Source organism: Nonomuraea sp. NPDC049141 (genome assembly GCF_040648415.1).
Taxonomy (GTDB): Bacteria; Actinomycetota; Actinomycetes; order Streptosporangiales; family Streptosporangiaceae; genus Nonomuraea.
Genome location: NZ_JBEZDR010000032.1, coordinates 135,344 through 160,676, shown reverse-complemented (window position 1 = coordinate 160,676; position 25,333 = coordinate 135,344). Strand labels below are relative to the sequence as shown.

26 protein-coding genes are annotated in these 25,333 nt (G+C 70.8%); 14 read left to right on the top strand and 12 right to left on the bottom strand.

The features are described from left to right. Window positions 1–162 precede the first annotated feature (162 nt). Window positions 163–1,413: an MFS transporter gene (locus AB0B91_RS57985; protein ID WP_358340577.1), complete on the top strand. Its 1,251-nt coding sequence runs from the start codon at window positions 163–165 to the stop codon at window positions 1,411–1,413. Here the strand turns inward: AB0B91_RS57985 and AB0B91_RS57980 are convergent. Together AB0B91_RS57980 and AB0B91_RS57975 are read right to left on the bottom strand one after the other, a co-directional pair. Further along, window positions 1,372–1,908 carry a hypothetical protein gene (locus tag AB0B91_RS57980; RefSeq protein ID WP_358340575.1) on the bottom strand — a complete coding sequence of 179 codons (537 nt, stop codon included), beginning with the start codon at window positions 1,906–1,908 and terminating at the stop codon, window positions 1,372–1,374. The genes AB0B91_RS57985 and AB0B91_RS57980 overlap by 42 nt on opposite strands. A 102-nt stretch (window positions 1,909–2,010) precedes the next feature. Further along, window positions 2,011–2,592, bottom strand: coding sequence for a hypothetical protein (locus tag AB0B91_RS57975; protein ID WP_358340574.1), 582 nt, complete (start codon window positions 2,590–2,592; stop codon window positions 2,011–2,013). A gap of 129 nt (window positions 2,593–2,721) precedes the next feature. Between AB0B91_RS57975 and AB0B91_RS57970 the strand changes: the two genes are divergently transcribed. From AB0B91_RS57970 to AB0B91_RS57940, 7 genes are all read left to right on the top strand, one after another. Continuing rightward, window positions 2,722–3,351: a helix-turn-helix domain-containing protein gene (locus AB0B91_RS57970; protein ID WP_358340572.1), complete on the top strand. Its 630-nt coding sequence runs from the start codon at window positions 2,722–2,724 to the stop codon at window positions 3,349–3,351. 78 nt (window positions 3,352–3,429) lie between these two features. Beyond that, the gene (locus tag AB0B91_RS57965) at window positions 3,430–4,599 is read left to right on the top strand and encodes a homogentisate 1,2-dioxygenase domain-containing protein (RefSeq protein WP_358340570.1); all 1,170 of its coding nucleotides are present in this window, start codon (window positions 3,430–3,432) and stop codon (window positions 4,597–4,599) included. Beyond that, window positions 4,581–5,351 (top strand): hypothetical protein, encoded by a 771-nt coding sequence (locus AB0B91_RS57960; RefSeq protein WP_358340568.1) that lies wholly within the window; start codon window positions 4,581–4,583, stop codon window positions 5,349–5,351. Before AB0B91_RS57965 ends, AB0B91_RS57960 begins: the two co-directional genes overlap by 19 nt. After that, window positions 5,348–6,451, top strand: a complete 1,104-nt coding sequence (gene fahA / locus AB0B91_RS57955; protein ID WP_358340566.1) for a fumarylacetoacetase — start codon at window positions 5,348–5,350, stop codon at window positions 6,449–6,451. Before AB0B91_RS57960 ends, fahA begins: the two co-directional genes overlap by 4 nt. 70 nt (window positions 6,452–6,521) lie before the next feature. Continuing rightward, window positions 6,522–7,679, top strand: coding sequence for an Ig-like domain-containing protein (locus AB0B91_RS57950; protein ID WP_358340564.1), 1,158 nt, complete (start codon window positions 6,522–6,524; stop codon window positions 7,677–7,679). 72 nt (window positions 7,680–7,751) lie between these two features. Beyond that, window positions 7,752–8,183 carry an NfeD family protein gene (locus tag AB0B91_RS57945; protein ID WP_358340562.1) on the top strand — a complete coding sequence of 144 codons (432 nt, stop codon included), beginning with the start codon at window positions 7,752–7,754 and terminating at the stop codon, window positions 8,181–8,183. A gap of 2 nt (window positions 8,184–8,185) precedes the next feature. Continuing rightward, window positions 8,186–9,259 (top strand): SPFH domain-containing protein, encoded by a 1,074-nt coding sequence (locus AB0B91_RS57940; protein ID WP_358340560.1) that lies wholly within the window; start codon window positions 8,186–8,188, stop codon window positions 9,257–9,259. A gap of 21 nt (window positions 9,260–9,280) precedes the next feature. On the opposite strand, the gene AB0B91_RS57935 is transcribed toward AB0B91_RS57940, so the two are convergent. Together AB0B91_RS57935 and AB0B91_RS57930 are read right to left on the bottom strand one after the other, a co-directional pair. Then, window positions 9,281–9,919 carry a hypothetical protein gene (locus AB0B91_RS57935; protein WP_358340558.1) on the bottom strand — a complete coding sequence of 213 codons (639 nt, stop codon included), beginning with the start codon at window positions 9,917–9,919 and terminating at the stop codon, window positions 9,281–9,283. Further along, window positions 9,916–10,170 (bottom strand): hypothetical protein, encoded by a 255-nt coding sequence (locus tag AB0B91_RS57930; protein ID WP_358340556.1) that lies wholly within the window; start codon window positions 10,168–10,170, stop codon window positions 9,916–9,918. Before AB0B91_RS57930 ends, AB0B91_RS57935 begins: the two co-directional genes overlap by 4 nt. Window positions 10,171–10,291: 121 nt before the next feature. Between AB0B91_RS57930 and AB0B91_RS57925 the strand changes: the two genes are divergently transcribed. Both AB0B91_RS57925 and AB0B91_RS57920 read left to right on the top strand, forming a co-directional pair. Then, complete coding sequence (locus AB0B91_RS57925) at window positions 10,292–11,149, top strand: helix-turn-helix transcriptional regulator (protein WP_358340554.1); 858 nt, start codon at window positions 10,292–10,294, stop codon at window positions 11,147–11,149. 2 nt (window positions 11,150–11,151) lie between these two features. Next, complete coding sequence (locus AB0B91_RS57920) at window positions 11,152–11,982, top strand: oxidoreductase (RefSeq protein ID WP_358340552.1); 831 nt, start codon at window positions 11,152–11,154, stop codon at window positions 11,980–11,982. A 27-nt stretch (window positions 11,983–12,009) separates the two neighbouring features. On the opposite strand, the gene AB0B91_RS57915 is transcribed toward AB0B91_RS57920, so the two are convergent. Genes AB0B91_RS57915 through AB0B91_RS57905 form a run of 3 tightly spaced genes read right to left on the bottom strand, consistent with a single transcriptional unit; the run spans window position 12,010 to window position 14,369 of the window. Further along, window positions 12,010–12,579: a hypothetical protein gene (locus tag AB0B91_RS57915; protein WP_358340550.1), complete on the bottom strand. Its 570-nt coding sequence runs from the start codon at window positions 12,577–12,579 to the stop codon at window positions 12,010–12,012. Continuing rightward, entirely contained in the window at window positions 12,576–13,163 is a 588-nt protein-coding gene (locus tag AB0B91_RS57910) for an RNA polymerase sigma factor (protein ID WP_358340548.1), read from the bottom strand. Before AB0B91_RS57910 ends, AB0B91_RS57915 begins: the two co-directional genes overlap by 4 nt. A 30-nt stretch (window positions 13,164–13,193) precedes the next feature. Further along, window positions 13,194–14,369, bottom strand: coding sequence for a Gfo/Idh/MocA family oxidoreductase (locus AB0B91_RS57905; protein WP_358340546.1), 1,176 nt, complete (start codon window positions 14,367–14,369; stop codon window positions 13,194–13,196). Window positions 14,370–14,546: 177 nt separating this feature from the next. On the opposite strand from AB0B91_RS57905, the gene tdh reads away from it, so the two are divergent. The 4 genes from tdh to AB0B91_RS57885 all read left to right on the top strand — a co-directional run bounded on the left by tdh (window position 14,547) and on the right by AB0B91_RS57885 (window position 19,028). Beyond that, on the top strand, window positions 14,547–15,575 hold the full coding sequence (gene tdh, locus AB0B91_RS57900; RefSeq protein ID WP_358340544.1) for an L-threonine 3-dehydrogenase: 1,029 nt from the start codon (window positions 14,547–14,549) through the stop codon (window positions 15,573–15,575). Further along, window positions 15,575–16,750: a glycine C-acetyltransferase gene (locus AB0B91_RS57895; RefSeq protein WP_358340542.1), complete on the top strand. Its 1,176-nt coding sequence runs from the start codon at window positions 15,575–15,577 to the stop codon at window positions 16,748–16,750. The genes tdh and AB0B91_RS57895 overlap by 1 nt, the downstream gene beginning before the upstream one ends. 98 nt (window positions 16,751–16,848) lie before the next feature. Continuing rightward, the gene (locus AB0B91_RS57890; protein WP_358340540.1) at window positions 16,849–17,850 is read left to right on the top strand and encodes a LysR family transcriptional regulator; all 1,002 of its coding nucleotides are present in this window, start codon (window positions 16,849–16,851) and stop codon (window positions 17,848–17,850) included. 5 nt (window positions 17,851–17,855) lie between these two features. Then, window positions 17,856–19,028, top strand: coding sequence for an MFS transporter (locus AB0B91_RS57885; protein WP_358340538.1), 1,173 nt, complete (start codon window positions 17,856–17,858; stop codon window positions 19,026–19,028). Between the two features lie 7 nt (window positions 19,029–19,035). Here the strand turns inward: AB0B91_RS57885 and AB0B91_RS57880 are convergent, their stop codons facing one another. From AB0B91_RS57880 to AB0B91_RS57860, 5 genes are all read right to left on the bottom strand, one after another. Beyond that, window positions 19,036–20,700, bottom strand: a complete 1,665-nt coding sequence (locus AB0B91_RS57880; protein ID WP_358340536.1) for a GTPase — start codon at window positions 20,698–20,700, stop codon at window positions 19,036–19,038. Then, a complete protein-coding gene (locus tag AB0B91_RS57875; RefSeq protein ID WP_358340534.1) occupies window positions 20,697–22,472 on the bottom strand; it encodes a GTPase domain-containing protein in 1,776 nt (591 codons plus the stop codon). Before AB0B91_RS57875 ends, AB0B91_RS57880 begins: the two co-directional genes overlap by 4 nt. Before the next feature lie 9 nt (window positions 22,473–22,481). Further along, a complete protein-coding gene (locus AB0B91_RS57870) occupies window positions 22,482–23,138 on the bottom strand; it encodes a response regulator transcription factor (RefSeq protein WP_358340608.1) in 657 nt (218 codons plus the stop codon). Between the two features lie 65 nt (window positions 23,139–23,203). Continuing rightward, window positions 23,204–24,625, bottom strand: coding sequence for a HAMP domain-containing sensor histidine kinase (locus AB0B91_RS57865; RefSeq protein WP_358340532.1), 1,422 nt, complete (start codon window positions 24,623–24,625; stop codon window positions 23,204–23,206). Next, a complete protein-coding gene (locus AB0B91_RS57860) occupies window positions 24,625–25,320 on the bottom strand; it encodes a response regulator transcription factor (RefSeq protein ID WP_214644281.1) in 696 nt (231 codons plus the stop codon). The genes AB0B91_RS57865 and AB0B91_RS57860 overlap by 1 nt, the downstream gene beginning before the upstream one ends. Window positions 25,321–25,333: the final 13 nt, after the last annotated feature.

Below are 25,333 nucleotides of genomic sequence, written 5' to 3'. Positions count from 1 at the left end.
AACCTAGAAAATTACGCCAGAAAGCATCGCGATTCTTGCCAAACGCCGTCACATTCCGCTTCCGGTCTTATCAGCCGCGTAACAAGCAGCAGAAATCCAGACGACAGCGGATGCCAGGAACCCGCACAATAGTGAGCGTTTGGGCGATTAGGGGGCCACCACGTGCACGGCTATCTTCACGATCTCGGTCTGCTCCGAGATCGGCGGTTCACACTGCTGTTGACCGCCAGGACCATGTCGGTGCTGGGCAGCGCCTTCGCGCCCGTGGCACTCGCCTTCGGCGTCCTCGCCCTGCCCGGCGCGGACGCCACCACCCTCTCGGTGGTGCTCACCGCCGAGGCGCTGCCGATGGTGGTGTTCATGCTGGTCGGCGGGGTGATCGCCGACCGGTTCCCCAGGTACAGGGTGATGACGGTCAGCGAGTTCATGAGCGCGCTGGCCTTCTTCGCCCTGGCCGCGATGATGCTGTCGGGCTGGACCCCGCTGCCCGCGCTGGCCACTGCCGCCGCCTGCAGCGGGGTGGCGATGGCGATGATGTTCCCCGCACTCACCGGCATCATCCCCGAGGTCGTGCCCGCCGACCGGCTGCAGGCCGGCAACGCGCTGCTCGGCCTGGGCGCCAACAGCTCGCGGGTGGCCGGCGCGGTGCTGGGCGGTGGCACGGTCGTGCTGTTCGGCGGCGGGTGGGCGCTGGCCGTGAGCGGGCTGATGTTCACGGTGGCCGGGGTGCTGATCGCGGCGCTGCGGCTCACGCCCGGCGAGCGGGACGCGGCGGCCGGGCATTCGGTGCTGGCCGACCTGCGTGACGGGTGGCACGAGTTCAGGTCCCGGCAGTGGATCTGGGTGGTGGTCGCGCAGTTCTCCGTGCTCGTGATGGCGCTCCAGGCGGGTCACGGCGTGCTCGGGCCGCTGCTGGCCAAGGAGAGTCTGGGCGGGCCCGCGGCCTGGTCGGCGTTCCTGGCCGGTGAGGCGGTGGGCACGATCGTGGGGGTGATCGTCTCGCTGCGCGTCCGGCCCGGCCGGCCCATCCTGGTCGGGACGCTGCTCTGCCTGCCGACCGCTCTGCCGTACGTGCTGCTGGGCACCGGCGCGCCGCTGTGGGCGATCGTGGCGGGCGCGTTCGTGCTGGGCGTCTGCTTCGACGTGTTCGGGGTGCTGTGGCAGACGACCATGCAACGCGAGATCCCGCCGGAGTCGCTGTCGCGGGTCAGCTCGTACGACGCGCTGGGCTCGATGATGTTCGGCCCGATCGGCCTCATGCTGGCCGGGCCGGTGGCGAACCTGGTCGGCACGCGAGCGGCGCTGCTGGGCTGCGCCGCCCTCGTCGTGCTGTCCACGCTCGCCGCGCTGCTGTCTCCCGGGGTGCGCGACCTACGCGCGCCCGTTCCGGTCGCGGAGAGCGTGCCGGGCTGAGCCGTCCTGGGCGAGGTCGTGCCGGGCCGAGCGGAAGTACGCGTTGGACCTCGGCTGGAACATCAGCGCCACGGCGCCGAGCACGGCCAGCACGTGCAGCACCCGGCTGCCGGCGAACATCAGGCCCATCGCGTCGGCCCCGGCGAATGCCTCGGCGACGGAGTGGCCGTCCATCAGCCATTGGACGGGTCCCATGACGAGCGAGAGCGTGCCGAACACGCCCAGCGTCACCGCCAGCGTCCAGCGGGCCCAGTTGCCGCCCCGCCTGAGTCGCAGCGCCAGGAAGACGGCCGTGACGAAGACGACGAGCCGGATCCCGACGCCGGACAGCAACTCGCCGGCCGAGGCCGTCCCCGAGGACAGCAGGTCGCCGACGACCAGTACGGTCTCGAACGCCCCTGCCGCGACCGCGACCAGCCACAGCGTGGCGGCGGCCTGCACGGCGGGAGGGGGCTCGGTGGGGTTCGGCGCTGAACGGGACGTGAGAATGGTCATGACGGGCCTCCAGGGTGATCGCTTCCTGGCAAGTGTGCGCCGCGCGACCCCGCCGGATCAGGCACGCCGTCCCCCGAATGGCCGGTCAGGCTGGCCCTACCGTCAGACGACGATCAGGGTCACCACCACGCCCGCGCAGTTGCCCGCCACGCAGACGCGGACCGGCACCTCGGACACCCCGGCGGACTCCGGGATGCCGCCGATGTGGCCGTCGGGCCCGATCGTGACGCCTTTCGGCAGCTTGCCGTGGTCGGTCACGGAGAACGTGGGTGGCACACCCGTGGGCCCGCCCTCGATCGTGATCTGCTCGTCGTAACGGTTGCCCACCTTGCCGGGGAAGGCCAGCGCGCTCGGCTGCCAGGGCAGGTTCCGCAGCACGACGATCGTGATCTGCTGATCGACGCAGTCCTGGCCACGGCAGAGCCGGACGGGGGCGGCGAAGGTGCCGGGACGCTGGGGCACGCCGTGCAGTCGGCCCGCGGCGTCCAAGGTCACGCCCGGTGCGAGGGCGGCGGGGTGGATCGTGACGTCGTCCTCGAACGGCATCAGGTGATCATCCACCTCGATGCCCTGCGTGACGTAGAAGACGGTCTCGACGAGCCGCTTGGTCGGGGGATCCATGTGCAGGACGGGCAGGTCGCTCGACACGGCCACGGTACGCGTGACCGGCAGGGCGGGAACCACCGCGCACAAACCCAACCCGGCAACAACCAATCCCCACGTCAGCCGCATTTCGCCCCCCGGTCTGTCTCCCCGATACGTACCCCGGCACCGCGCAGCGTTACTCCTGGCTCACGCGTAGATAATCGGCTCATGGCCGCTGAATCCGCCCAGACCCTGGAGCGCGGGCTCCGCCTGCTGAGGCTGCTCGCCGACGGCAAGGGCGGACGGACGCCCACCGAGCTGAGCGCCGAGCTGTCGCTGTCGCGGCCGGTGGTGTACCGGCTGGTGACCACGCTGCTGAGCGAGGGGTTCGTGCGCCGGGACGCCGAGGGGCGGGTGCATCTCGGGTTCGGGGTGCTCGTGCTGGCTCAGGCCGTACAACCGCTGCTTCGGGCGGCGGCGCTGCCGACGCTGCGGCGGCTCGCCGAGGACGTGGGCGCCACCGCGCACCTGACCGTGGCGGAGGGCGACGACGGGCTGGCCGTGGCGGTGGTCGAACCGTCGTGGACGAACATGCACGTGGCCTACCGGGAAGGGTCACGTCACTCCCTGCTGCGGGGGGCCGCCGGGCAGGCGATCCTGGCGCTGCGCGAAGGCCGGGACGACTATCTGGTGACGGAGGGGCAGTTGCAGGAGGGCGCGCGGGGCATCGCCGCGCCCGTGACCGGGCTGCCGTGGCTGGAGGCGTCGGTCGGCGTGGTGACGTTCGGGCCGCTCGACGAGTCGGCCGGGCGGCGCGTGGTCGAGGCCGCCGCCGAGCTGGCCGGCGCGCTGGGTTGACATCGCCCGTCCGATGGCGGACGGTGGTTGCAGATAGAGGACGCAGATGTCCGATAAGCGGACGCTCGGGAGGCGACGATGCCTTACTACCGCGTCGTGGGCGAGGTGCCCCGCAAGCGGCACACCCAGTTCAGGCGGCCCGACGGCGGCCTCTACGCCGAGGAGCTGATGGGCGAGGAAGGCTTCTCGTCCGACTCCTCGCTGCTCTACCACCGGTACCTGCCGACCGCGATCGTCAAGGCCGAGGCCGTCACGCCGCCGGTGGACGTCCGCCTGGAGCCGAACCTGCCGCTGTCGCCGCGCCACTTCCGCACCCAGGACCTCGGCAGCGCGGGCGACCTGGTGGCGGGGCGGATGCAGCTGGCCGGCAACGCCGACGTCCGGTTGTCGTACGCCACCAGCGACCGGCCCAGCGAGCTCTACCGCAACTCCATGGGCGACGAGTGCGTGTACGTTCAGGCGGGCCGGGCCCGCTTCGAGTCGACGTACGGCGTCATCGAGGCCGGCGCGGGCGACTACATCGTCATCCCGACCGGCACGATCCACCGGTGGGTGCCCGACGGACGGGTCAACGTGCTGGCCATCGAGGCGTCCGGGCACATCAGGCCGCCCAAGCGCTATCTGTCCCAGTACGGGCAGCTCCTGGAGCAAGCCCCCTACTGCGAGCGCGACCTGCGTGGTCCGGCCGAGCCGCTCGTCGTCGAGGGCGAGGAGGTCCCGGTGCTGGTCCGCACCCGGGGCGGGCTGACCAGGCTGGTCTACCGCAACCACCCGTTCGACGTGGTCGGTTGGGACGGCTACCTGTACCCGTTCGCGTTCAACATCAATGACTTCGAGCCGATCGTGAAGAAGACGCACGCGCCGCCGCCGGTCCACCAGACGTTCGAGGGGCCGGGGTTCGTGGTCTGCTCGTTCTGCCCGCGTCCGCTGGACTTCCACCCCGAGTCCGTGCCGATCCCCTACAACCACCACAACGTCGACTCCGACGAGTTCATGTTCTACGTGGGCGGCGACTACTCGGCCCGCAAGGGCTCCGGCATCGACGTCGGCTCGATCTCGCTGCATCCGGCCGGCTTCACGCACGGTCCGCAGCCCGGGGCGGTGGAGGCGGTCATCGACGCGGTCGGCCGCGGCATCACGACCACCAGCGAGATGGCCGTGATGATCGACACCTTCCGCCCGCTCGACCTCGGCCAGGCCGCTCTGACCTGCGAGGACCCCGGCTACGCATGGACTTGGGCCCGATGATGCTCTATATCGCGCTGGTCGACGACGCCGGCCTGTTCCCGCCGGCCTCCCTGCACATGTCAGAAGCGCTGGCCCGCCACCAACGCGACCAGGAGCGGGGCTTCCAGGTGCTGACCCACCGCTTCCTCTGCCCCACCAGCCGCCTCGACGGACTGCGCCGCGAGGACGTCCTACCGCGCCGGATCGGGCTGATCGTCGACACGCCGGAGATCCCGCCGTTCGACGATCTGCCCGTGGACTCGGTCGAAATACGCGTGGACGCCCTCGCCCTGCTGCCCGAAGGCGGTCTCCCGCCGGACGTGCGGCTGTTCGTCGAGGTGCCCGCCGGGAAGTACGTCGCCGACGTGCCCCAGGGCGCCGCGCTCAAGGTGCGCTGCGGCGGCCTGACCGCCGAAGACTTCCCATCGGCCGAGCATCTCGCGGGGTTCATCCGGTTCTGCGCGGAGCACGACATACCGTTCAAGGCCACCGCCGGTCTGCACCACGCCGTACGCCATTTCGACCCCACGCTCGGCGTCGACCGGCACGGCTTCCTCAACCTGCTGCTCGCCGTCTGTGAGGCGGTGGAGCAGCGCGACCCCGTGCCCGTGCTGCGCACCACGGATGTGAGCCACCTCGTACAACTGGCCCGCGCCGTGTCCGAGGAGACGGCGAAACGGGCCAGGGCGCTGCTGGTGAGCTACGGCTCGTGCAACACCGGGGCCCCACTGGACGACCTGCGAGCGCTGGGACTGATCGAGGAGGACACGTGACCTGGGGTGTCGACAACCTGCCCTACGGGGTGTTCTCCCGGCGCGGCGAGGCGCCACGGGTGGGCGTGCGCTACGGCGACCGGGTCCTCGACCTGGCCGCCGCGCTGCACGACGAGGTGTTCGCCGCGCCCACCCTCAACCCCTTCATGGCCAGGGGGCGCACCGCCTGGCACGACACCAGGACACTGATCGTCAACAAGCTCACCTCCGACCTCGCGATCACCGAGCCGCACCTGGTCCCGCTGGAGCAGGTGCGGCTGCACATGCCGTTCGAGGTGGCCGACTACGTCGACTTCTACTGCTCGCTGGAGCACGCCACCAACGTCGGCCGGATGTTCCGGCCCGGCACCGAGGGGCTGCTGCCCAACTGGCGGCACCTGCCAGTCGGCTACCACGGCCGGGCGGGCACGGTCGTGGTGTCCGGGACCCCGATCACCCGGCCGCACGGCCAGCTCGGGGCCGGGCGGTTCGGGCCGTCCGCCAAGCTCGACCTCGAAGCCGAGCTGGGCTTCGTGATCGGCGTGCCGTCCGAGCTCGGCGCGCCCGCCGGGGCCTTCGAGGACCACGTGTTCGGGGTGACGCTGGTCAACGACTGGAGCGCGCGCGACATCCAGGCGTGGGAGTACGTGCCGCTCGGGCCGTTCCTGGGCAAGTCGTTCGCCACCTCGATCTCGCCGTGGATCACGCCGCTGGAGGCGCTGCCCCGGATACCGGGCCGCGCGCAGGAGCCCGAGCCGCTCGGCTACCTGCGCAGGCAGGGCGACTGGGGGCTGGACGTCTCCGTCGAGGTGTCGCTCAACGGCGAGGTCGTGTCCCGGCCGCCGTACTCCGGCATGTACTGGACGCCGGACCAGATGCTCGCCCACATGACGGTCAACGGCGCTTCCCTGCGGACCGGCGACCTGTTCGCCAGCGGCACGATCTCCGGCGCGCAGCGCGAGGAGCGGGGCTCGCTCATCGAGCTGACCTGGAACGGCACCGATCCGATAAAGCTCGCCGGTGGAGAGACCAGGACATTCCTTGAGGACGGCGACACTGTGACGATCAGCGCCACGGCCGGCGGCCGCACATTGGGGGAGGTATCCGGAACCATCCGATAGGTGACTCGACGTGCTCATTCCGTGACTCTTCGCTAACCTGGGTATCCCCTTCCCGGAAAGCAGGATTGAGATGCGGCGCGCCGCGGCCACCTTTCTCGTGGCCCTACTCCTCACCGCGGGCTGCGGCTCGGTAACCGCCGAGCGGCCGGCGCCCGCGCCACCCGTCGTCCAGGTCTCCCCGGCCTTCGACGCGCCGCACGCCCGTACGGATCATGGCCTGGTCGTCAAGGCGCAGGGCGGCAAGCTCCGCCAGGTGCTCGCCTTCGTGGCGGGCGCACCGGTGCCGGGCACACTCGACGCGTCCGGTACGACCTGGCGCTCCTCCTGGACGCTGGCCCCCGGGTCCGAATACACGGTGACCGCCACCGCGGCGCGCCCAGGCGCCCCGTCGACGGTGGCCATGGGCCGCTTCCGCACCCGCGCCACCGACCACACGTTTCAGGTCGCCTCCGTCACCCCGCTGCCGGGCGAGACCGTCGGCGTCGGCATGCCGATCATTCTCGACTTCGACACCCCGATAAGCGACAAGGCGGCCGTGGAGCGGGCGCTGGAGGTCAAACCCGCCACCGAGGGCGCGTGGCGCTGGGTCGGCGACACCCGGGCGATCTATCGCACCCGCGACTTCTGGACGCCGGATCAGCAGATCACGGTCACGGCCCACCTGACCGGGGTACGCATGGCGCCGGGTGTCTACGGCGTGACCGACCGCACGTTCGCCTTCACCGTGGGCCGCGAGCAGTCCAGCTCGGTCGACACCCGGACCCACCAGATGGTCGTCAGGCGCGGCGACCGGATCGCGCAGCGCATGGCCATCAGCGCGGGCATGGCCACCACCCCCGAATACACCACGACCAGCGGCATCCACCTGACCATGGACAAGGGCAACCCGGTCCGCATGATCTCGCCGGGCCGCGTCAAAGGCGAGCCCGGCTTCTACGACGTGCTGATCGACCATGCCGTGCGCATCTCCAACAGCGGCGAATACGTCCACGCCAAGAACAACGTATGGGCCCAGGGCCACGCGAACGTCAGCCACGGCTGCGTCAACGCCCGCCCCGACCAGGCGGCCTGGTTCTTCGCCACCTCGCTGCGCGGCGACCCGGTGACGATCACCGGCACCGCCCGCCCACTCCGGTGGGACAACGGCTGGGGGTTCTGGCAACTGCCGTGGGAGAAGTGGCGGCAGGGCAGCGCCTTGTACCGCCCCACGCCCCTGCCACAGCAATGATTCCGGCATTACGGTAGAAGGGGGGAACCAGCCGAGTACCCAGGCCCGTTATGCCATCAGGAGGGCCGGAACATGGATGAATGGATCATCTGGATAATCCTGGCAGTCGTCCTCGGCGTGGCGGAGATCTTCACCGTCACCGCAGCGCTCGGCCTGCTCGGCGCGGCCGCCCTCCTCACCGCGGCGACCGCCGCCATCGGTCTGCCCGTCCCCCTGCAGCTGCTGGTCTTCGCCCTGTCTTCCACAGCCGGTCTGATCGTGATCCGGCCGGTCGCCATGCGCCACCTCCAGCAGCCGCAACTGCAGCGCTTCGGCGTGGAGGCGCTGGTCGGCAGGCAGGCGTACGTCGTGTCGGAGGTCACCGGACGCGAGGGCAGGGTACGCATCGGCGGCGAGGAGTGGTCCGCGCGCGCCTATGACGAGACCCTGGTGATCCCCACGGGCGCGACCGTCGACGTCATAGAGATCGAGGGCGCCACAGCCCTCGTATATCCCCGGGAGTGACCATGGACCCGCTGTTGCTGGTCGGATTGTTCGTCATCCTGTTCGCGGTGTTCACGGTGCTCAAGGCCGTGCGGATCGTGCCCCAGGCACGCGCCCGCAACGTTGAACGCCTCGGCCGCTACAACCGTACGCTGAAGCCCGGACTCAACTTCGTCATCCCGTACGTCGACCGCGTCTACCCGATGATCGACCTGCGCGAGCAGGTCGTGACCTTCCGCCCGCAGCCGGTCATCACCGAGGACAACCTGGTCGTCGAGATCGACAACGTCCTCTACTTCCAGGTCACCGATCCCCGGGCGGCGGCCTACGAGATCGCCAACTACATCCAGGCGATAGAGCAGCTCACCGTCACCACCATGCGTAACGTCATCGGCTCCATGGACCTGGAGAAGACGCTCACCTCCCGCGACACCATCAACAGCCAGCTGCGCGGCGTGCTCGACGAGGCCACCGGCAAGTGGGGCATCCGCGTCAACCGCGTGGAGGTCAAGGCGATCGACCCGCCGAAGACCATCAAGGACGCGATGGAGAAGCAGATGCGGGCCGAGCGTGACAAGCGGGCGGCGATCCTCAACGCCGAAGGCCAGCGCCAGTCGCAGATCCTCACCGCCGAAGGCGACAAGCAGAGCCGCATCCTGCGCGCCGAAGGCCAGCGCACCGCGGCCATCCTGGAGGCGGAAGGCCAGTCGCGGGCCATCGACCAGGTCTTCCAGGCGGTCCACCGCAACGACCCCGACCCCCAGCTGCTCGCCTACCAGTATCTGCAGATGCTGCCGCAGCTCGCCCAGGGCCCCGGCAACACGTTCTGGGTGATCCCCAGCGAGGTGACCTCGGCGCTGCAGGGCGTGTCGAAGGCGTTCACCGAAGCACTGCCCAGGTCGGCGGCGACGCGGGACGACATGCCGGAGAGCTCGGCGGCGGACGAGGAGGTCGCCAGGGCCTCGGAGGCGGCGGCGGAGGCCGTGGCCGACGCCCAGGACCACGACAGCCCCAACGGGCCTCGCCAGCTCACCCAGGGTGTGGAGGACCCGTCGGCTGCCTTCTCCGACCTGGAGAAGGAGCATCAGGAGCGCTGATCGGGCGGGTGCCCGCCGCGATCACCCGGCGGGCACCTTCGCCGACGCCGACTTTTCTTGGGCGACTTTGGTCTTGATCTTGGTCTTGAACTTGACCTTGGGCTTGGCTTTGACCTTGGCTCCGACGAGGGTGGGGCGGCAGGCCGCTTCGAAGAGATCCCGCACCTGAGGCGCACGGTGCACGACATTGGCCCGGCAGGCCAGCTTGACCGCCGCGTCGGCCAGGGTGACGTCCCGGTTTGCTTGAGGGACGTCGTCGCCCACCTCGGTGCGGAGCCACTCGGAGATCTCCGCCCACGAGTAGACGCTGACGTTGTCGGCCTCGATCAGCGGAGCGGGGAACCCGCCGGGCCCGCGCTGTCCACTCGCCAGTTGGCGGAAGCTGGCCTGTGTGCGGCCACCGTGGCGCCTTGCCGCATCGCCGAGCGTCACCGCGTCGTCGTGCCCGACGCCCACGGCCCAGAGCTTGTCAACCGTGCTGATCTGGATGAGCACGGACATGATGGCCTCCAGCAGGCTGTCCGACTCACGATCGCACATGAAGTACGGCTGCGCCCCGCCGACCAGCGCGCAGTCATCCATGCCCGCCTCGTGGAGCCGGTCGAACTCGGCAGCGTCCGGCTCACGGTTGAGCATGACCTGGAAGTCCCAGCTAGTCATGACGTCCCCTCTTGATCGTCGCTCTTGCACTCGAAGTGCCGAGTGGCCCATTGGCGGATCTGTTTGGCATGGATGCCGGGGTTGCGGGGCGTGCAGTTGACCGTGAACGGCTTGTCCCCGCACCGGCAGGTGATCCAGCCCCAGCGATGCCCGTTGTGGTCCTCCTCAACGGTGAGAGCGCTATTGATCTTGCGGATTGCCTTGAGCACCGCGTTGATCTCGTTGTGTTGATGTCTTCCTCGACCAACCATGTTCTAACTGTGCAACAGTGTTACACACTTAGAACGGCACTTCCAAGCCAGGAGCCCCAACCTGCACCCTGGGAGTGACAGGTCCACCCTGTTCGGCCTGGTCGTGCATAACCTCGAAGGCATGGACAGCGACAACCGGCTGGGCGAGTTCCTGCGAGCGCGGCGGGAGCTGGCCAGACCCGAAGCCCATGGGATGCCCGCGGCGGGCCGCCGCCGCACTCCCGGAATGCGGCGGGAAGAGGTCGCGATGCTCGCCGGGGTCAGCACCGACTACTACATCCGCCTGGAACAGGGCCGGGACAAGCATCCGTCGGCACAGGTGCTCGAGGCGCTGGCGAACGCGCTGACGCTGGAGGAGGACGCCGTCGCGCACCTGCACGAGCTGGCCCGCCCGCAGCCGCGGCGCAGGCGGCGGGCGAGGCGGCCCGAGCGGGTCGGCCCGGGGCTGGTCCGGCTGATGGAGCGCTGGCCGGACACCCCGGCGCTGGTGCTCGGCCGCTACATGGACGTGCTGGCCTGCAACGCGCTCGGCGCGGCGCTGTTCGGCTGGCTGAGCGACCGCAGCCTGGTCCGGTCGGTGTTTCTCGATCCGCAGGCCCGCGACTTCTATCGCGACTGGCAGAAGGTCACCCAGGACTGCGTCGCGTCCCTGCGTGCGACCGCCGGCGCGGATCTGGACGATCCCCGTCTGACCGACCTGGTCGGTGAGCTGTCGCTCAAGAGCGTCGAGTTCGCCCGCCTGTGGGCACGTCACGACGTACGCGGCAAGACGGCGGAGTTCAAGCGGTTGCGCCATCCGGTGGTCGGCGAGCTGGACCTCAGCTACGAGGCCCTGACCGTCAACAGCGCCCCCGGCCAGCAGCTCGTCGTCTATCAGGCCGAGCCAGGGAGTGCCTCCGAGCAGGCGCTGTCCCTGCTGGGCAGCATCACCGCGCCACCCGTGATGCGCGACGTCGCCATGACCGAACAGGAAAGGTAGTCATGTCTGTCTGGTTCATCACCGGATGCTCCACCGGCTTCGGCCGGGAACTGGCCACGCTCGTCCTCAACGGCGGCGAGCAGGCCGTGGTGACCGCCCGGGACCCGGACCGGGTCGCCGACATCGTGGCCGACCACGGTGATCGGGCCCTGGCCCTGCCGCTGGACGTCACCGACCCCGCGCAGGTGACCGCGTCCGTCGAACGCGCCGAGGAGGTCTTCGGCGGTATCGACGTGCTGGTCAACAACGCGGGGTACGGCTACCTCGCGGCGATCGAGGAGGGCGAGGACGCGCAGGTCCGTGAGCTGTTCGAAGCCAACGTCTTCGGGCTCGTGTCCGTCACCAAGGCGGTGCTGCCCGGCATGCGGGCCAGGCGGCACGGCCACATCCTCAACGTGTCCTCGGTCGGCGGTCTTGCCGCTTTCGGGGCCACCGGTTACTACCACGCCACGAAGTTCGCGGTCGAAGGGCTGTCGGAGTCGCTCGCGGCGGAAGTGGCGCCGCTCGGGATCAGGGTGACCATCGTCGAACCCGGCGGTTTCCGTACGAACTGGTCGGGGCCCTCGATGAAGCAGTCGGGGACCCACATCGACGACTACTCCCAGACGGCCGGCAAGCGCCGGGAGACCACCCTGGGCACGTACGGGAGCCAGCCCGGCGACCCGGTGCGCGCCGCCGAGGCCATTCTCACCGTGGTGCGGTCGGAGAACCCGCCGCTGCGCCTGCTTCTGGGGGGTGACGCCCTGAACGTCGCGAACGCCAAACTCGACAAGCTCCGACGCGACTTCGACGGGTGGAAGGAGCTGACCCTCAGCACCAGCTACCCTGAATGACCGCGTACGGCCGGAGCCCCCGTGCGCTCAGTGCGACAGCGGCGCTTCCGTGGTGTCGACCAGCGTGCAGTCGGCGACCGGACCATTGGCGACCCGCGCCCAGATGCCCGCCACCTGGATCTTGGCCGGGGGGTCACTGACGCTGAACTCCAGCACTCCGGTCTGTCCCTCCTTGATGGCGCTCGGGTCGATGGTGAAGCCCTCCTCCACCTTCGGCGGCCAGACGTCAAGCCGGTCCTCCTCCCTTGGAATGAAGTCGGCACGGGGCTGCGGGCTGCACTTCTTGCCCGTGGGGATGTAGTTCACCACCACGTTGACCCCCCTGTCCCGCAGGTCCGCCTGGAGCTTGTCGGCGTCCTTCACCTCGTTGATCTGGATGTTGATGGTTCCGTCGGGGTTGTCGGCGATGGCATACGCGGGGGTGCCGCCGAACAGCAGCGGGATCGCCACCGCCGCCGCGGCGGCCAGCCCCAGCGCGGGCGCCAGGACGATGGGTCGCAGCAGGCGTCGCTTCGGCTTGTCGATCTCGGTCATCACGAACTCCTTGAGCAGTCGGTGACGGCCCTCGGGAAGATCGCGGTCGTTTGGCCAGCTCATCGGATCTCCTCCTTTGCGGGGCCTTTGTCACCTACTACCTGTCGGGGCGCGGGCGGCGGTTCCGCCAGTTGGCCGAGTTTCTGGCGCGCTCGCGACAACCGGGACCGTACCGTGCCCACGGGGACGCCGAGCGCCTCGGCCGCCTCCGCGTAACCGAGCCCGGACCAGACGCAGAGCGCGAACACGTCCTGCTCCTGGCGGCGCAGCGAGCCGTAGGCCGCGCGGACGGCGGCCAGCCGTTCCGCGTCGTCGATCCGGCCCACGACTTCGTCGGCGAAGTCCGGCACGGCCTCGCCCCTGGGCATCCTGGCCAGGGCGTCGTCGTGCCGGCGGGCGGCCCGGCGGGCGTTGCGGGCCACGTTGGTGGCGATGACGAGCAGCCACGGCCGCAGCGAACCGCCCTCGGCGTCGATCCTGCCGCGTAATCGCCAGGCCTCCAGGAAGGTCAGCGCCATCACGTCCTCGGCCGCGGACCAGTTCGCGGTCAGGCGGAAGGCATGGTTGTACACGGCCTTCGCGTAGTCGTCGAAGAGCTGCGCGAAGGCCGCCTTGTCCCCGGCGCGTATCCGGGCACGTGTCGACATATCCACGTAAAGGAACTGTCCGCACACACGTCAGGGTTCCAGCTGTCCACGGTCGAAGTACGCCGCCAGCTCCGGGTCGATCAGCGGCACGTCGTACGGCATGCCGCCGTCGCGCAGGGACATCGTGGCCATGTAACCGGCGGCGACGCTCATCCGGGCGGCCACCGGGGAGGTGTCGGTGACCCCGCCGTCCCGGACGAAACCGCAGAACTCCCGCATGATCTCCGTGTCGGCACCGCCGTGCGAGCCGGTGGCGTCGGGCACCCGGTACGCGATGTCGCCGTCGCTCCGGTAGCCCGACGGGCCGGTGTTCCAGACCTTGACCGTGTCGCCGGGGCCGTCGCCGAAGTTCTCCAGCCGGCCCTCGGTGCCGATCACCGTGTAGTTGCGCACGTAGTCGGGGGTGAAGTGGCACTGCTGGTAGGCGGCGATGACGCCGTTGTCGAGGCGCATGTTCATCACCGACACGTCCTCGACGTCGACGACGTGGTTGAGGTCGCCGCGGCTGGCCGGCGGCCAGTCGTACTCGCGCAGCCAGCCCTCCGGCCTGGGCGTGTCCGGCTCGCGGCGCGGCAGGTCGCCGTAGAGCATGAGGTCGCCGAGGGCGTTCACCCTGGTCGTGTAGCCGCCGGCGAGCCAGTGGATCACGTCGAGGTCGTGCGCGGCCTTCTGCAGGAGCAGGCCCGTGGTCCGGGTGCGGTCGGCGTGCCAGTCCTTGAAGTAGTAGTCGCCGCCGTAGGACACGAAGTGGCGCACCCAGATCGTCTTCGGCTCGCCGATGACGCCCCGCTGGATGATGTCGCGCATCAGCCGGACCACGCCCATGTGCCGCATGTTGTGCCCCACGTACAGCCGGCTCCCGGTCCGCCGCGCGGCGCGCAGGATGTTGTCGCAGCCCTCCACGGTGATGGCCAGCGGCTTCTCCAGGTAGACGGCCTTGCCGGCTTCCAGGCAGTCGATCGCGACGCGCTCGTGCGTGTCGTCGGGCGTCAGGACGATGACCGCGTCGAGGTCCGGGCGGTCGAGCAGCCGGTGGTAGTCCTCGGTCAGGAACTCCGCGTCGAACCTCTTCGCCTGGCTCTTGAGCACCGCCGGGTCGGAGTCGCAGAGCGCGGCCACGACCGAGCCCTGACCAGGTCGGTGCGCGTAGCGTGCCAGGTTGGCGCGGAGGCCGAGGCCGATGATTCCGATGCGCAGGTCTTCCACCCAAGCGAGGCTAGCGCTCGTTTATGCAAATAACCAGCGCCAAAAGTGCTATATCGGGCACGCCGTACGAGTGGCGTGAAGGGAAGCTGTGGGGGCACTTAAGAATCCGTCGATGGACACGTCCCTAAGCGAGCGGGCACAGTGCGTTAGGTTCGGGGCAGAGGGAGAGATGAACCCATGAAAGCGCTGGTCAAGGAGCGAGCCGAGCCCGGATTGTGGCTGGCCGACGTGCCGGAGCCCACACCTGGGCCGGGTGAGGTACTGATCCGGGTGCTGCGTACCGGCATCTGTGGCACCGACCTCCACATCCGGAAATATGACGATTGGGCGCGGCATACTCTGAAGCTTCCGCTGATCGTGGGGCATGAGTTCTCCGGGCACGTGGTCGAGGTCGCGCCCGGCGTCGAGGACATCTCCGTCGGCGACCTGGTGAGCGGCGAGGGGCACATCGTCTGCGGCAAGTGCCGCAACTGCATGGCCGGGCGCCGCCATCTGTGCCGCAACACCATCGGGCTCGGCGTGAACAGGGACGGCGCCTTCGCCGAATACGTCACGCTGCCCGCCTCCAACGTCTGGAAGCACCGGGTGCCGGTCCATCCCGACGTGGCGGCCATCTTCGACCCGTTCGGCAACGCCGTACACACCGCGTTGTCGTTCCCCCTGGTCGGCGAGGACGTGCTGATCACGGGCGCGGGCCCGATCGGGCTGATGGCGGCGGCGGTGGCCACGCACGTGGGCGCGCGCAACGTGGTGATCACCGACGTCAGCGAGGAACGGCTCGACCTGGCCGGCAAGCTCGGCGTCTCCCTGGCCCTGAACGTCGCGCGGACCTCGATCGCCGAGGGCGTCACGCGGCTCGGCCTGCGCGAGGGCTTCGACGTCGGGCTGGAGATGTCCGGGAACCCGCGGGCCGTACGCGACATGATCGCGAACATGACGCACGGCGGGAAGATCGCGATGCTCGGGCTGCCCGCCGAGGAGTTCGCCATCGACTGGGCCACGGTGGTGACCTCGATGCTCACCATCAAGGGCATCTACGGCCGGGAGATGTACGAGACCTGGTACAACATGTCGGTGCTGCTGGAGAAGGGTCTCGACCTGTCCCCGGTGATCACCGACCGCTACTCGTACCGCGATTTCGACGCCGCCTTCGACACGGCGGCCAGCGGCCGCACGGGCAAGGTCATCCTGGATTGGAGCGTTTGATGTTCACGAACGTACGCGATCAGCTGCGTGCGACGCTCGACGAGATCACCGAGGCGGGGCTGCACAAGCCCGAGCGGGTGATCACCACGCCACAGAGCTCACAGGTGAGCGTGGCCGGGCGAGAGGTGCTGAACTTCTGCGCCAACAACTACCTCGGCCTGGCCGACAACCCCGAGGTGGTCGCCGCCGCCAAGGAGGCGCTCGACCGCTGGGGCTTCGGGATGGCCTCGGTACGGTTCATCTGCGGCACCCAGGAAGTGCACAAGGAGCTCGAAGCCCGCCTTTCTGACTTCCTCAGCCAGGAGGACTCCGTTCTCTACAGCTCGTGCTTCGACGCGAACGGCGGCGTCTTCGAGACGCTGCTCGACGCGCAGGACGCGGTGATCTCCGACGCCCTGAACCACGCGAGCATCATCGACGGCATCCGGCTGTCGAAGGCCCGCCGCTACCGCTACGCCAACCGCGACATGGCCGAGCTGGAGGCCAGGCTGAAGGAGGCGTCCGACGCGCGGCGACGGCTGATCGTGACCGACGGCGTGTTCTCCATGGACGGCTACCTGGCGCCGCTGGCCGACATCTGCGACCTGGCCGAACGCTACGACGCGATGGTCATGGTCGACGACTCCCACGCGGTCGGGTTCGTCGGGCCGACCGGTCGCGGCACGCCCGAGCTGCACGGCGTCACCGACCGGGTGGACATCATCACCGGCACCCTGGGCAAGGCGCTCGGCGGGGCCAGCGGCGGCTACGTCGCGGCCCGCAAGGAGATCTGCGAGCTGCTGCGCCAGCGCTCCCGCCCGTACCTCTTCTCCAACTCGCTCGCCCCGGTCATCGCCGCGGCCTCGCTGCGCATCCTCGACCTGCTGGAGACCTCCAGCGAGGCCAGGGAGCAACTGCGCGCGAACACCGCCCGGTTCCGCGCCAAGATGACCGAGGCCGGGTTCGACATCCTGCCCGGCGACCATCCGATCACCCCTGTGATGATCGGCGACGCCGCCGAGGCCGGGGCGATGGCCGAGCGGCTGCTGGAGCTCGGCGTGTACGTGATCGGGTTCTCGTACCCGGTCGTGCCGCACGGCCAGGCCCGGATCCGGGTCCAGCTGTCGGCGGCCCACTCGGCCGAGGACGTGGACCGCGCGGTCGACGCCTTCATCCAGGCCCGCGCGTCGCACTGACCCTCCGGGTCGCGGCCCGCACGTCGTACTGACCCTCCGGGCCGCGGCCCGGACGCCTCGCCGGCGCTCCGGACCCAGGAGCTGAGTATTCTCGCTGCGTGATAGACACGCGGCGGCTGCGTACGTTGCGCGCGGTGGCCGACCATGGCACGGTCACCGCCGCGGCCGCCGCACTGCACCTCACCCCTTCGGCTGTCTCCCAGCAGCTCGGGGCGCTGGAGCACGAGGTGGGCCACCGGCTGTTCACCCGCGACGCGCGCGGCGTCCGCCTGACCGCGGTCGGCCAGATCATGCTCACCCACGCCAACGAGGTGCTCGCCCAGCTCGAACGCGCCGAAGCCGAGGTCGCCGCCTACAGCACGGGCGCGGCGGGCGAGGTGACCGTCGCCTGCTTCGCCACCGCGATCAGCGCCGTGCTCTCCCCCGCCATCACCGCCCTGCGCACCGGCTCCCCGGGGCTGCGGATACGCGTACTCGACGCCGAGGGCGACCACAGCCTGACCATGCTGCTCGACGACCGGGCCGATCTGGCCATCGCGGTGGAGTATCGCGGCGCCCCGGACGCGGCCGATCCCCGCCTGCACCGGTCCGCCCTGTACGCCGAGCCGTTCGACCTGGTGCTCCCCCAGGATCACCCTCTGGCGAGCGCCGGCGGCCCGCCCCCGGCGGACGCGGTCCGGCTCGGCGAGCTCGCGGGCGAGACGTGGATCGGGCCCTACCCCGGCAACCCTGTCCACGACGTGATCACGTTCGCCTGCGAGCAGGCGGGCTTCTCACCGAACTTCGCACACTGCTCCGACGACTTCCGCGCCGTGGTGGCACTGGTCGGAGCCGGCGCGGGCGTGGCACTGGTGCCCCGACTGGCCCTGCGCGACATGGTGCTGCCGGGCGTGGCCGTGCCAGGCGTAGCGGTGCCAGGCGTCGCGGTGTCCGGCGTGGCACTGCCGGGGGTCGCGGTGCCGGGCGTGGCGGTACGTCGCGCGCCGGGCCCCGAGCGGCGGGTCTTCGCGGCCGTACGGCGGGGTGCCGAGGCTCATCCTCTTCTTCGGCCGCTGCTCGGCACCCTGCACACGATCGCCGACTCCCTCGGGGCCGGGTGACGCGCATGGGGCAGGGTGTGCAGTACCGGAAGCTGTTCGGTCTGCCGGGTGTGACGGCGCAGGCCGTCCTCGGGTTCCTGGCCCAGCTCACGCAGCAGGTCGCGCCGGTGGGGATCGTGCTGGTGGTGCAGGCTTCGACCGGCTCGCTGGTGCTGGCGGGGCTGGCCGCGGCGGCGTTCGCCATCGGCGCGGGGATGGCCAGGCCCGTCCAGGGGCGCCTCATCGACCGGCGGGGGCCGCGGGGGGTACTGGCCGTCAGCGCGTTGGCGCACGTCACGGCCCTGATCGCGGTGGTGGCCGGCGCCGGGTCCGGGTGGCCGGGGTGGACGATCGTGGCGCTGGCCTGGACGGCGGGGGCCGGACTGCCACCGGTCTCGGTGACCATGCGCGTCGAGTGGGGCGCCCGCCTGGCCACCGAGGGCCGTACCGCCGCCTACAGCCTCGTGTACCTGGTGCAGGAGCTGGCCATGCTCACCGGCCCGCTGCTGTTAGGGGTGCTGATCGCGCTGGCGTCGGCCTCGCTGGCGCTGGGTGTGGTGGCCGTAGCCGCGGGGGCGGGCACCTTGGCCTTCTCCCGGGTGCTGCGGGTCACCGGTCCCTCGCGGTCGGCGAGGCGGGGGCGGGTGTTCCGGCATCTCGGGATGCGGTTGCTGCTCGTCGTGGTGGTACTGCTCGGCGGGGCCATCGGGGCGCTGGACGTCGGGGTGCCCGCTCTCGCGGCGGCCCGGGGCATTCCGGCCGCGACGGGCCTGCTGGTGGCGGCGCTGTCGCTGGGCGGCGTCGCCGGGGCGGCCGTCTACGGTGCCCGCCGGTGGACGGCCGATCCCGCTCGCCGGCTGACCGGGCTGCTGCTGGTCTTCGGTCTCGCACTGGGGCCGCTGGTGCTGGTGTCGTCGCTGCCGCTGTTCTGGGCGGTGCTCTTCGCCGGGGGACTCATGCTCAACCCGGCGCTGACGACCACGTCGCTGCTGGTGGACGAGCTCGCGCCGGGGGCGCAGGCGGAGGCGTTCGGGTGGGTGTCGACGGCGGTGGGCGTGGGGGGCGCGGCGGGGTCGGGGCTGGCCGGGGTGGTGGGGCAGCAGTTCGGGCCGTCGATGCCGTTCCTGGTGGCCGCCGGTTTCGCCGGCCTGGGCGCGGCTCTGTCGACCCTCCTCCTCGGGCCTGCCGGCCGCCCCTGACCGACCATCAGGCGCGGGCGCGGGTGATCGCCTCCGTGAAACGGGTGTGCCTGGCCAGTTCGCCCTTCACCGGCTCCAGTACGTACTCGGCGCCGACCTTGGCGATGGCCGACCGCAGGTCCTTCGCCACCCGGCGCGCCCGGCGATGCCCGCCCGCCCAGGCCGCCAGCCGGGACAGCAACGCGATCAGCACCCCGGCCAGCGCACCGCCGCCGAGCAGCACCGTCGGCCACGGCACCACGCCCAGCGTTGGCAGGGGCGGCTGGGGCAGGCGCAGGTAGTCCATGCCGAACAGCACCCCCAGCCACAGCCCACCGGCGACCATGACTGCGAACACCAGCCACTGCAGCATCCCCACCACCCGCCACCACCTCGGCCGCCTGGTCGCCCCGAGCGAGGTCGTCGCCACCGCCCGGTCCACGGCGTCGGTCAGCTCTCCGGCCCGAGACCGCGCCGCCTGCCGTACCGCCGCCGCCCACGCCCCTTCCAGGTCACTCGCCGCCGCCTCGCCGACGTCGCGGATGGCGGTCTCGACCTGTGCTTTCTGTACGGCCGAAGCAGCCGGGACGGACGTACGGCCGACGGTCTCCAACTCGCGCGAAGTGGTGCTCGTGCCGATGCGCAGCCTGCGCAACGGGTCAGGCCGGAACCGCCGGACCCACTTGGTGACCGGCCAGCCGGTCGCCACCACGGCCCGGTGCCGGTGCCCCTTCCGCACGGCCGCCACGACCAGCGGCACCCCGGCGGCCTCGGACAGCGCGTCGGTGAGCGGCTTCCCCAGCCCGGCCACCGCGCCACCCGGCGTACCTGCGCCCGGACGCGGCGCGGCCGACGAATGCGGCGCGGCCGACGAATGCGGCGCGGCGGACGGATCGGCCAGGTGGTCCGCGGCGGCGGACACGTCGGCGGACAGGCGGGCGGACCAGGAGCGGCGCTCGGCCACCCGCTCCGCCAGGAGCGTGCGCAGCTCGGCCAGGCCCGCACCCGTACGCGCGGAGGCACCGACGATCGGCACCCCCGCCAGCCCGTCGTCGTCCAGGAGGCGGCGCAGGTCGCGCAGGCACCGGCCCACCGCGTCGGGCGGCAGGCGGTCGATCTGGTTGAGCACCACCACCGTCACGTCCCGGTGCCCGGCCAGCGGGCGCAGGTAGCGCTCGTGGACCGCCGCGTCGGCGTACTTCTGCGGGTCCAGCACCCACACCAGCAGATCCACGAGCTCCACCAGCCGATCGACCTCCAGGCGGTGCGTCAGCCGGATGGAGTCATGATCGGGGAGGTCTAGCAGGATAAGTCCGGAAAAATCGGGTCCGACAGCGGCCGGGGCGTGCCGTTGGGGGATCTCCAGCCAGTCGAGCAGCGGACCCGCCCCCGCCCCGTCCCACAGCGCCGCCTGCGCGGTCGAGGTGGTCGGCCGGGTGACGCCCACGGCCGCGAGCTCGTCCCCGGCCAGCGCGTTGAACAACGACGACTTCCCGCTCCCCGTGGCCCCGGCCAGCGCCGCCACGGTGTGATCCACCGACAGGCTGCGCCGTACCCCGGCCCGTTCCGCCACCGCCCGCGCGTGGGACACCACGTCGGCCGGCAGCCGCCCCTCGGCCAGCTCGGCCGCCTCCAGCAGCGCGGCCAGCCGGGAGTCCAGCGACGGGCCCTCCTTACGACGCAGCAGCTTCACGACCCCTCACCTTCAGCGAGACCCTCAGCCAAACCCTCAGCCGGGCCTTCGGCGATGTCGACCGGAGCCGTGCCCGACGGCAGTTCGGTGCGATGGGCGCGGACTGACTGGGCGGCCTCCCGCAGGGCGCCCGCCGCCCCGGCCGGTGGCTCGACCGCCGCCAGCAGTTCGGTGAACCGCCCGGCCTCCTCCTCCAGCAGTCTCCGCACCCGTTCGCGCAGATCCTCGCGCGCCCGGACGGTCAGCGTCCGCACCGCCTGATCGCCGAACACCGCCTCCAGCAGCTTCTGCGACAGCACGCTCGTCCCACCCGCGATCCCGACCTCGATCCCGGTCAACCCACCCGTGGAGGCGAACACGGCCAGCATCAGCAGCAAGCCGGCCCCGTTCACCCCGAAGGAGGCGATCCGGGCCGTGGTCCGTTTCTCCGCGCCTTCGTTGCGTACCAGGTCGAGGACGTACTCCTGCCACCCCCGTACCGCCGCCGAGGCCCGTTTGCTCAGGTCAGGGGAGGTCCGGCCCAGCCGGGCCGCTTCCACCGCGCCGACGTGGGCGATGATCCCGGGACCGCCGGGCGCGGCCGACCAGCCCTCCAGGCTGCGTTCGGCGGCGGCGTCGGCGGCGCCTCTGATCAGCGTCTCGACGCCGCTCTCCAGCGCGTCGCGCAGCGACTCGGCGGGCACCCGCCCGGTGAAGAAGCCGACGACCCGGTCACGCAGCCATCCCACCCGGCTCTCCAGCGAGCGCATCAGGTCGCCGGTGCCGATGAAGTCCTGCCAGCGGGCCAGCACCTCGCCGCGGAGCAGCGACCCGTCGCGCATGCCCTCGTCGAAGTCGGCCAGCCCGCCCGAGTAGGCCCCCGACACGATGGAGCGCAGCGCGTCGAACCCGGCCTGCTGCCGCGTGACGGCGTCGGCCAGCAGCGGCACCCGCGCGACCAGGCTGTCGAGCGCCCCGGACAGCGTCTGCCGGACGACCCGGGACCGTTCGGCCGCGTCGGCGGCCAGCTCGGACAGCCACGCGGAGATCGGTGACACCAGGGCGGCGGGCAGCCGCGCCTTCTCCGACGGCAGTGCCGCCTCGGGCACGGTGAACAGCCGGGTGCCGGCCAGACCGTTCTCGACCAGCAGGCGTTCGAGGTCACGGGTGACGGGCTCGACGGCCTCGGCTGGCACGCGGTCGAGCACGAGAGCGAGCGCCGTGCTGCGTTCGCGCGCCGAGCGCAGGAAGCTCCACGGCACCTCGTCGGCGTAACGGGCGGCGGTGGTGACGAACAACCACAGATCGGCGGCGGCCAGCAGTTGCGCGGCCAGCTCGCGGTTCGCGGTCACCACCGAGTCGATGTCGGGCGCGTCGAGCAGCGCCAGCCCCGGGGCGAGCGACGGAGAGGTGACCACCCGCAGCGCTCCGACGGCCGATCCGGTGCCGCGGGACAGCCCGGGCAGGACGTTCTGGCCCATGAACCAGTCGCGGTCGGCCGGACTCACCACCAGCGTCGGCACCAGCGTGGTGGGCCGCAGCACGCCCGGCTCGGCGACGTCGGCCCCGACCAGCGAGTTGACCAGCGTCGACTTGCCCGCCCCGGTGGAGCCGCCGACCACGGCGAGCAACGGCGCGTCGATGGCCCGCAGCCGGGGCAGCAGGTAGTCGTCGAGCTGGCCGGTGAGCTCCTTGAGCGCGCGCCGGTCGTCGGCGGCCGCACCGATCTCGAGCGGGAACAGCTCGCCATCGAGCCGGTGGCGCAACTCCTCCAACGCGCCCAGCAGATCCATAGGACCACGCTAGCCCGCCGGTGGCTCCCGCAGCACATAACCGACGCTACGCAGCGTGTGGATGAGCCTGGGCTCGACATCGTCGACCTTGCGCCGCAGATAGGACACATACGACTCGACCACACCGGCGTCGCCGCCGAAGTCGTAGTTCCAGACGTGGTCGAGGATCTGCGCCTTGGACAGCACCCGCCCGGCGTTGGACATGAAGTAGTGCAGCAGCTTGAACTCCGTCGGCGACAGCCGCACCTGCCGCCCGTCGCGCCAGACCTCGCGGGCCTCCTCGTCCAGCTCCAGGTCGGCGACCTGCAGGCGGCTCGCGGGCGCGCTCTCCCCGCGCGTACGCCGGAGCACCGCGCGGATCCTGGCCTGGACCTCTTCCAGGCTGAACGGCTTGGTCACGTAGTCGTCGCCCACACCCAGCCCGAGGATCTTGTCCTCGGTGGCGTCACGGGCGGTCAGGAAGAGCACCGGTACGCCGATCCGCTTGGCCACCTCGAACCCGTCGAGATCGGGCAGCATGACGTCGAGCACGACCAGATCCGGTGTGGTCCGCTCGGCCACCTCGACGGCCTCGTAGCCGTCCGCGGCGGTCAGCACCTCGAAGCCGGAGAAGCGCAGGCTCGCGGACAGAAGGTCCCGGATGCTGGGCTCGTCGTCCACCACCATGATCAGCGCCTCGGGTTTAGTCACCTACCCAGAGTGACTCAGGAGGCTGAGGAATAGCTGAATGCTCACTCCAAGGCGAGTGGGAGTTCGACCCGGAACGTGGAACCCGAGCCGGGCGCGCTGTCGAGCAGCACCGTGCCGCCGTGCGCCTTCACCAGCGCCTGCACGATGGCCAGGCCGAGCCCGCTGCCCCGGTCGTCGCCCGAACGCTGGCGCGACCTGGCCGAGTCGGCCCGGTAGAACCGCTCGAACACCCGCTCGACCTGCTCGGGCGTGAGACCGGGCCCCTTGTCGGCCACTTCCAGGAACGCCGTGTCGGCCCCTGCCCCGACACGTACCGTCACCGGGGTGGCCGGTTCGGTGTGGGTCAGGGCGTTGGTCATGAGGTTGGTGACCACCTGGCGCAGGCGTACCTCGTCACCGGAGACGATCAGCGCCGCGCCGCCGACGACGTCCAGGCTGACCACCCGGTCGGGCGCCAGGATGCGCGCGTCGTGCACCGCGTCGGCGGCCAGCGCCAGCATGTCGACCGGCCGCATGCGCAGCGGGCGCTGCTGGTCGACGCGGGCGAGCAGCAGCAGGTCGTCCACGAGCAGGCTCATCCGGCCGGCGGCCTTCTCCACGCGCTGCATCAGCTCGGCGGCGTCGGCCTTCTGGTTCTGCCTGGCATACTCGGCGAAACCGCGGATCGAGGTGAGCGGGGTGCGCAGCTCGTGCGAGGCGTCGCCGATGAACTGGCGCATCCGGTCCTCCGAGCGGCGGGCGGCCGCCTCGGAGGCGGACCTGGCGGTGAACGCGGCCTCGATCTGCGCGAGCATCCCGTTGAGCGACAGGGCCAGGCGGCCCACCTCCGTACGCGGGTCGCCGGTCGGCACCCGGCGGCCGAGCTCGCCGCCCGCGATGGCCTCGGCGGTGCTCTCGATCTCGGTCAGCGGGCGCATGCTGCGCCGGACCATCGCGACGCCCACGACGGCGAGGATGAGCAGGATGCCGCCGCCGCCCAGCAGCTCGATGAGGCCGAGCCGCCGGGTGATGTCCCTGACCTCCTCCAGGTCCGCCGCGATCACGTAGTCGCCCGCCGGGATCGAGGTCCGCAGCACCCGCCACTCGCCGTCGCCGCTGACCGCCCGCGTCGTGTAGAGGGTCGGTCCGGGCGCCTGCGACAGCACCGGCCTGGGCCTGGCGTCCACGTCGCGGTCGCCGAACACCGGGGTCAGCGTCCCGCCCGGCGGCTGCACCAGCACGATCGTGTCGGACTCGATCAACGCCATCTTGTCGTTGGTCTCCTTGCCCCGCTCCCGCTTCTCCTGGTCGTGCTTGAGCTTGTTCTCCACGCGTACGGCGAGCAGCTGGATCTGGCTGTCGACGCGGTTCATCAGGTAGCCGTGCAGCACGGAGACACTCACCACGCCGATGAAGGTCAGCCCGAGGCCGAGCAGCGCCAGCATCGCGGCGATCAGCTTGATCCTGAGCGGCAGGCCGCGCATCACGGACTCGGCGGCAGCCGCAGGACGTATCCGACACCGCGCAACGTGTGAATGAGCCGCGGGTTGCGGTTGTCGATCTTACGGCGGAGCACCGACACGTAGGACTCGACGATCCCGACCTCGCCTCTGAAGTCGTAGTCCCAGACGTGGTCGAGGATCTGCGGCTTCGACAGCACCCGGCCCGCGTTCGTCATGAAGTACCGCAGCAGCTTGAACTCGGTCGGCGACAGCGACACGGCGTTGCCGCCGCGCCACACCTCGTGGCTCTCCTCGTCGAGCTCGATGTCGGCGAACGTCAGCCTGGGCGGCGGCGCCTGCGACTCTCCACTGGTACGCCGGAGCACCGCGTGGATCCTGGCGACCACCTCTTCGAGGCTGAACGGCTTGGTGACGTAGTCGTCGCCGCCGATCGTCAGCCCGCGGATCTTGTCCTCGGTCTCGTCACGGGCGGTCAGGAAGACCACCGGCACGTGCACGCCCCCGCCGCGCAGCCGCCGTACGATCTCGAATCCGTCGAGGTCGGGCAGCATGACGTCGAGGACGACCAGGTCGGGACGGTGCCGTTGAACAGCGGTGACGGCGTCTAGGCCGTTTTTAACCGTGGACACGTCGAAACCCGCGAACCTCAGGCTCGCGGCGAGGAGTTCGAGGATGTTGGGGTCGTCCTCGACGATCAGCAGTCGCGCTTCCATCATCTCCAAGCATGCA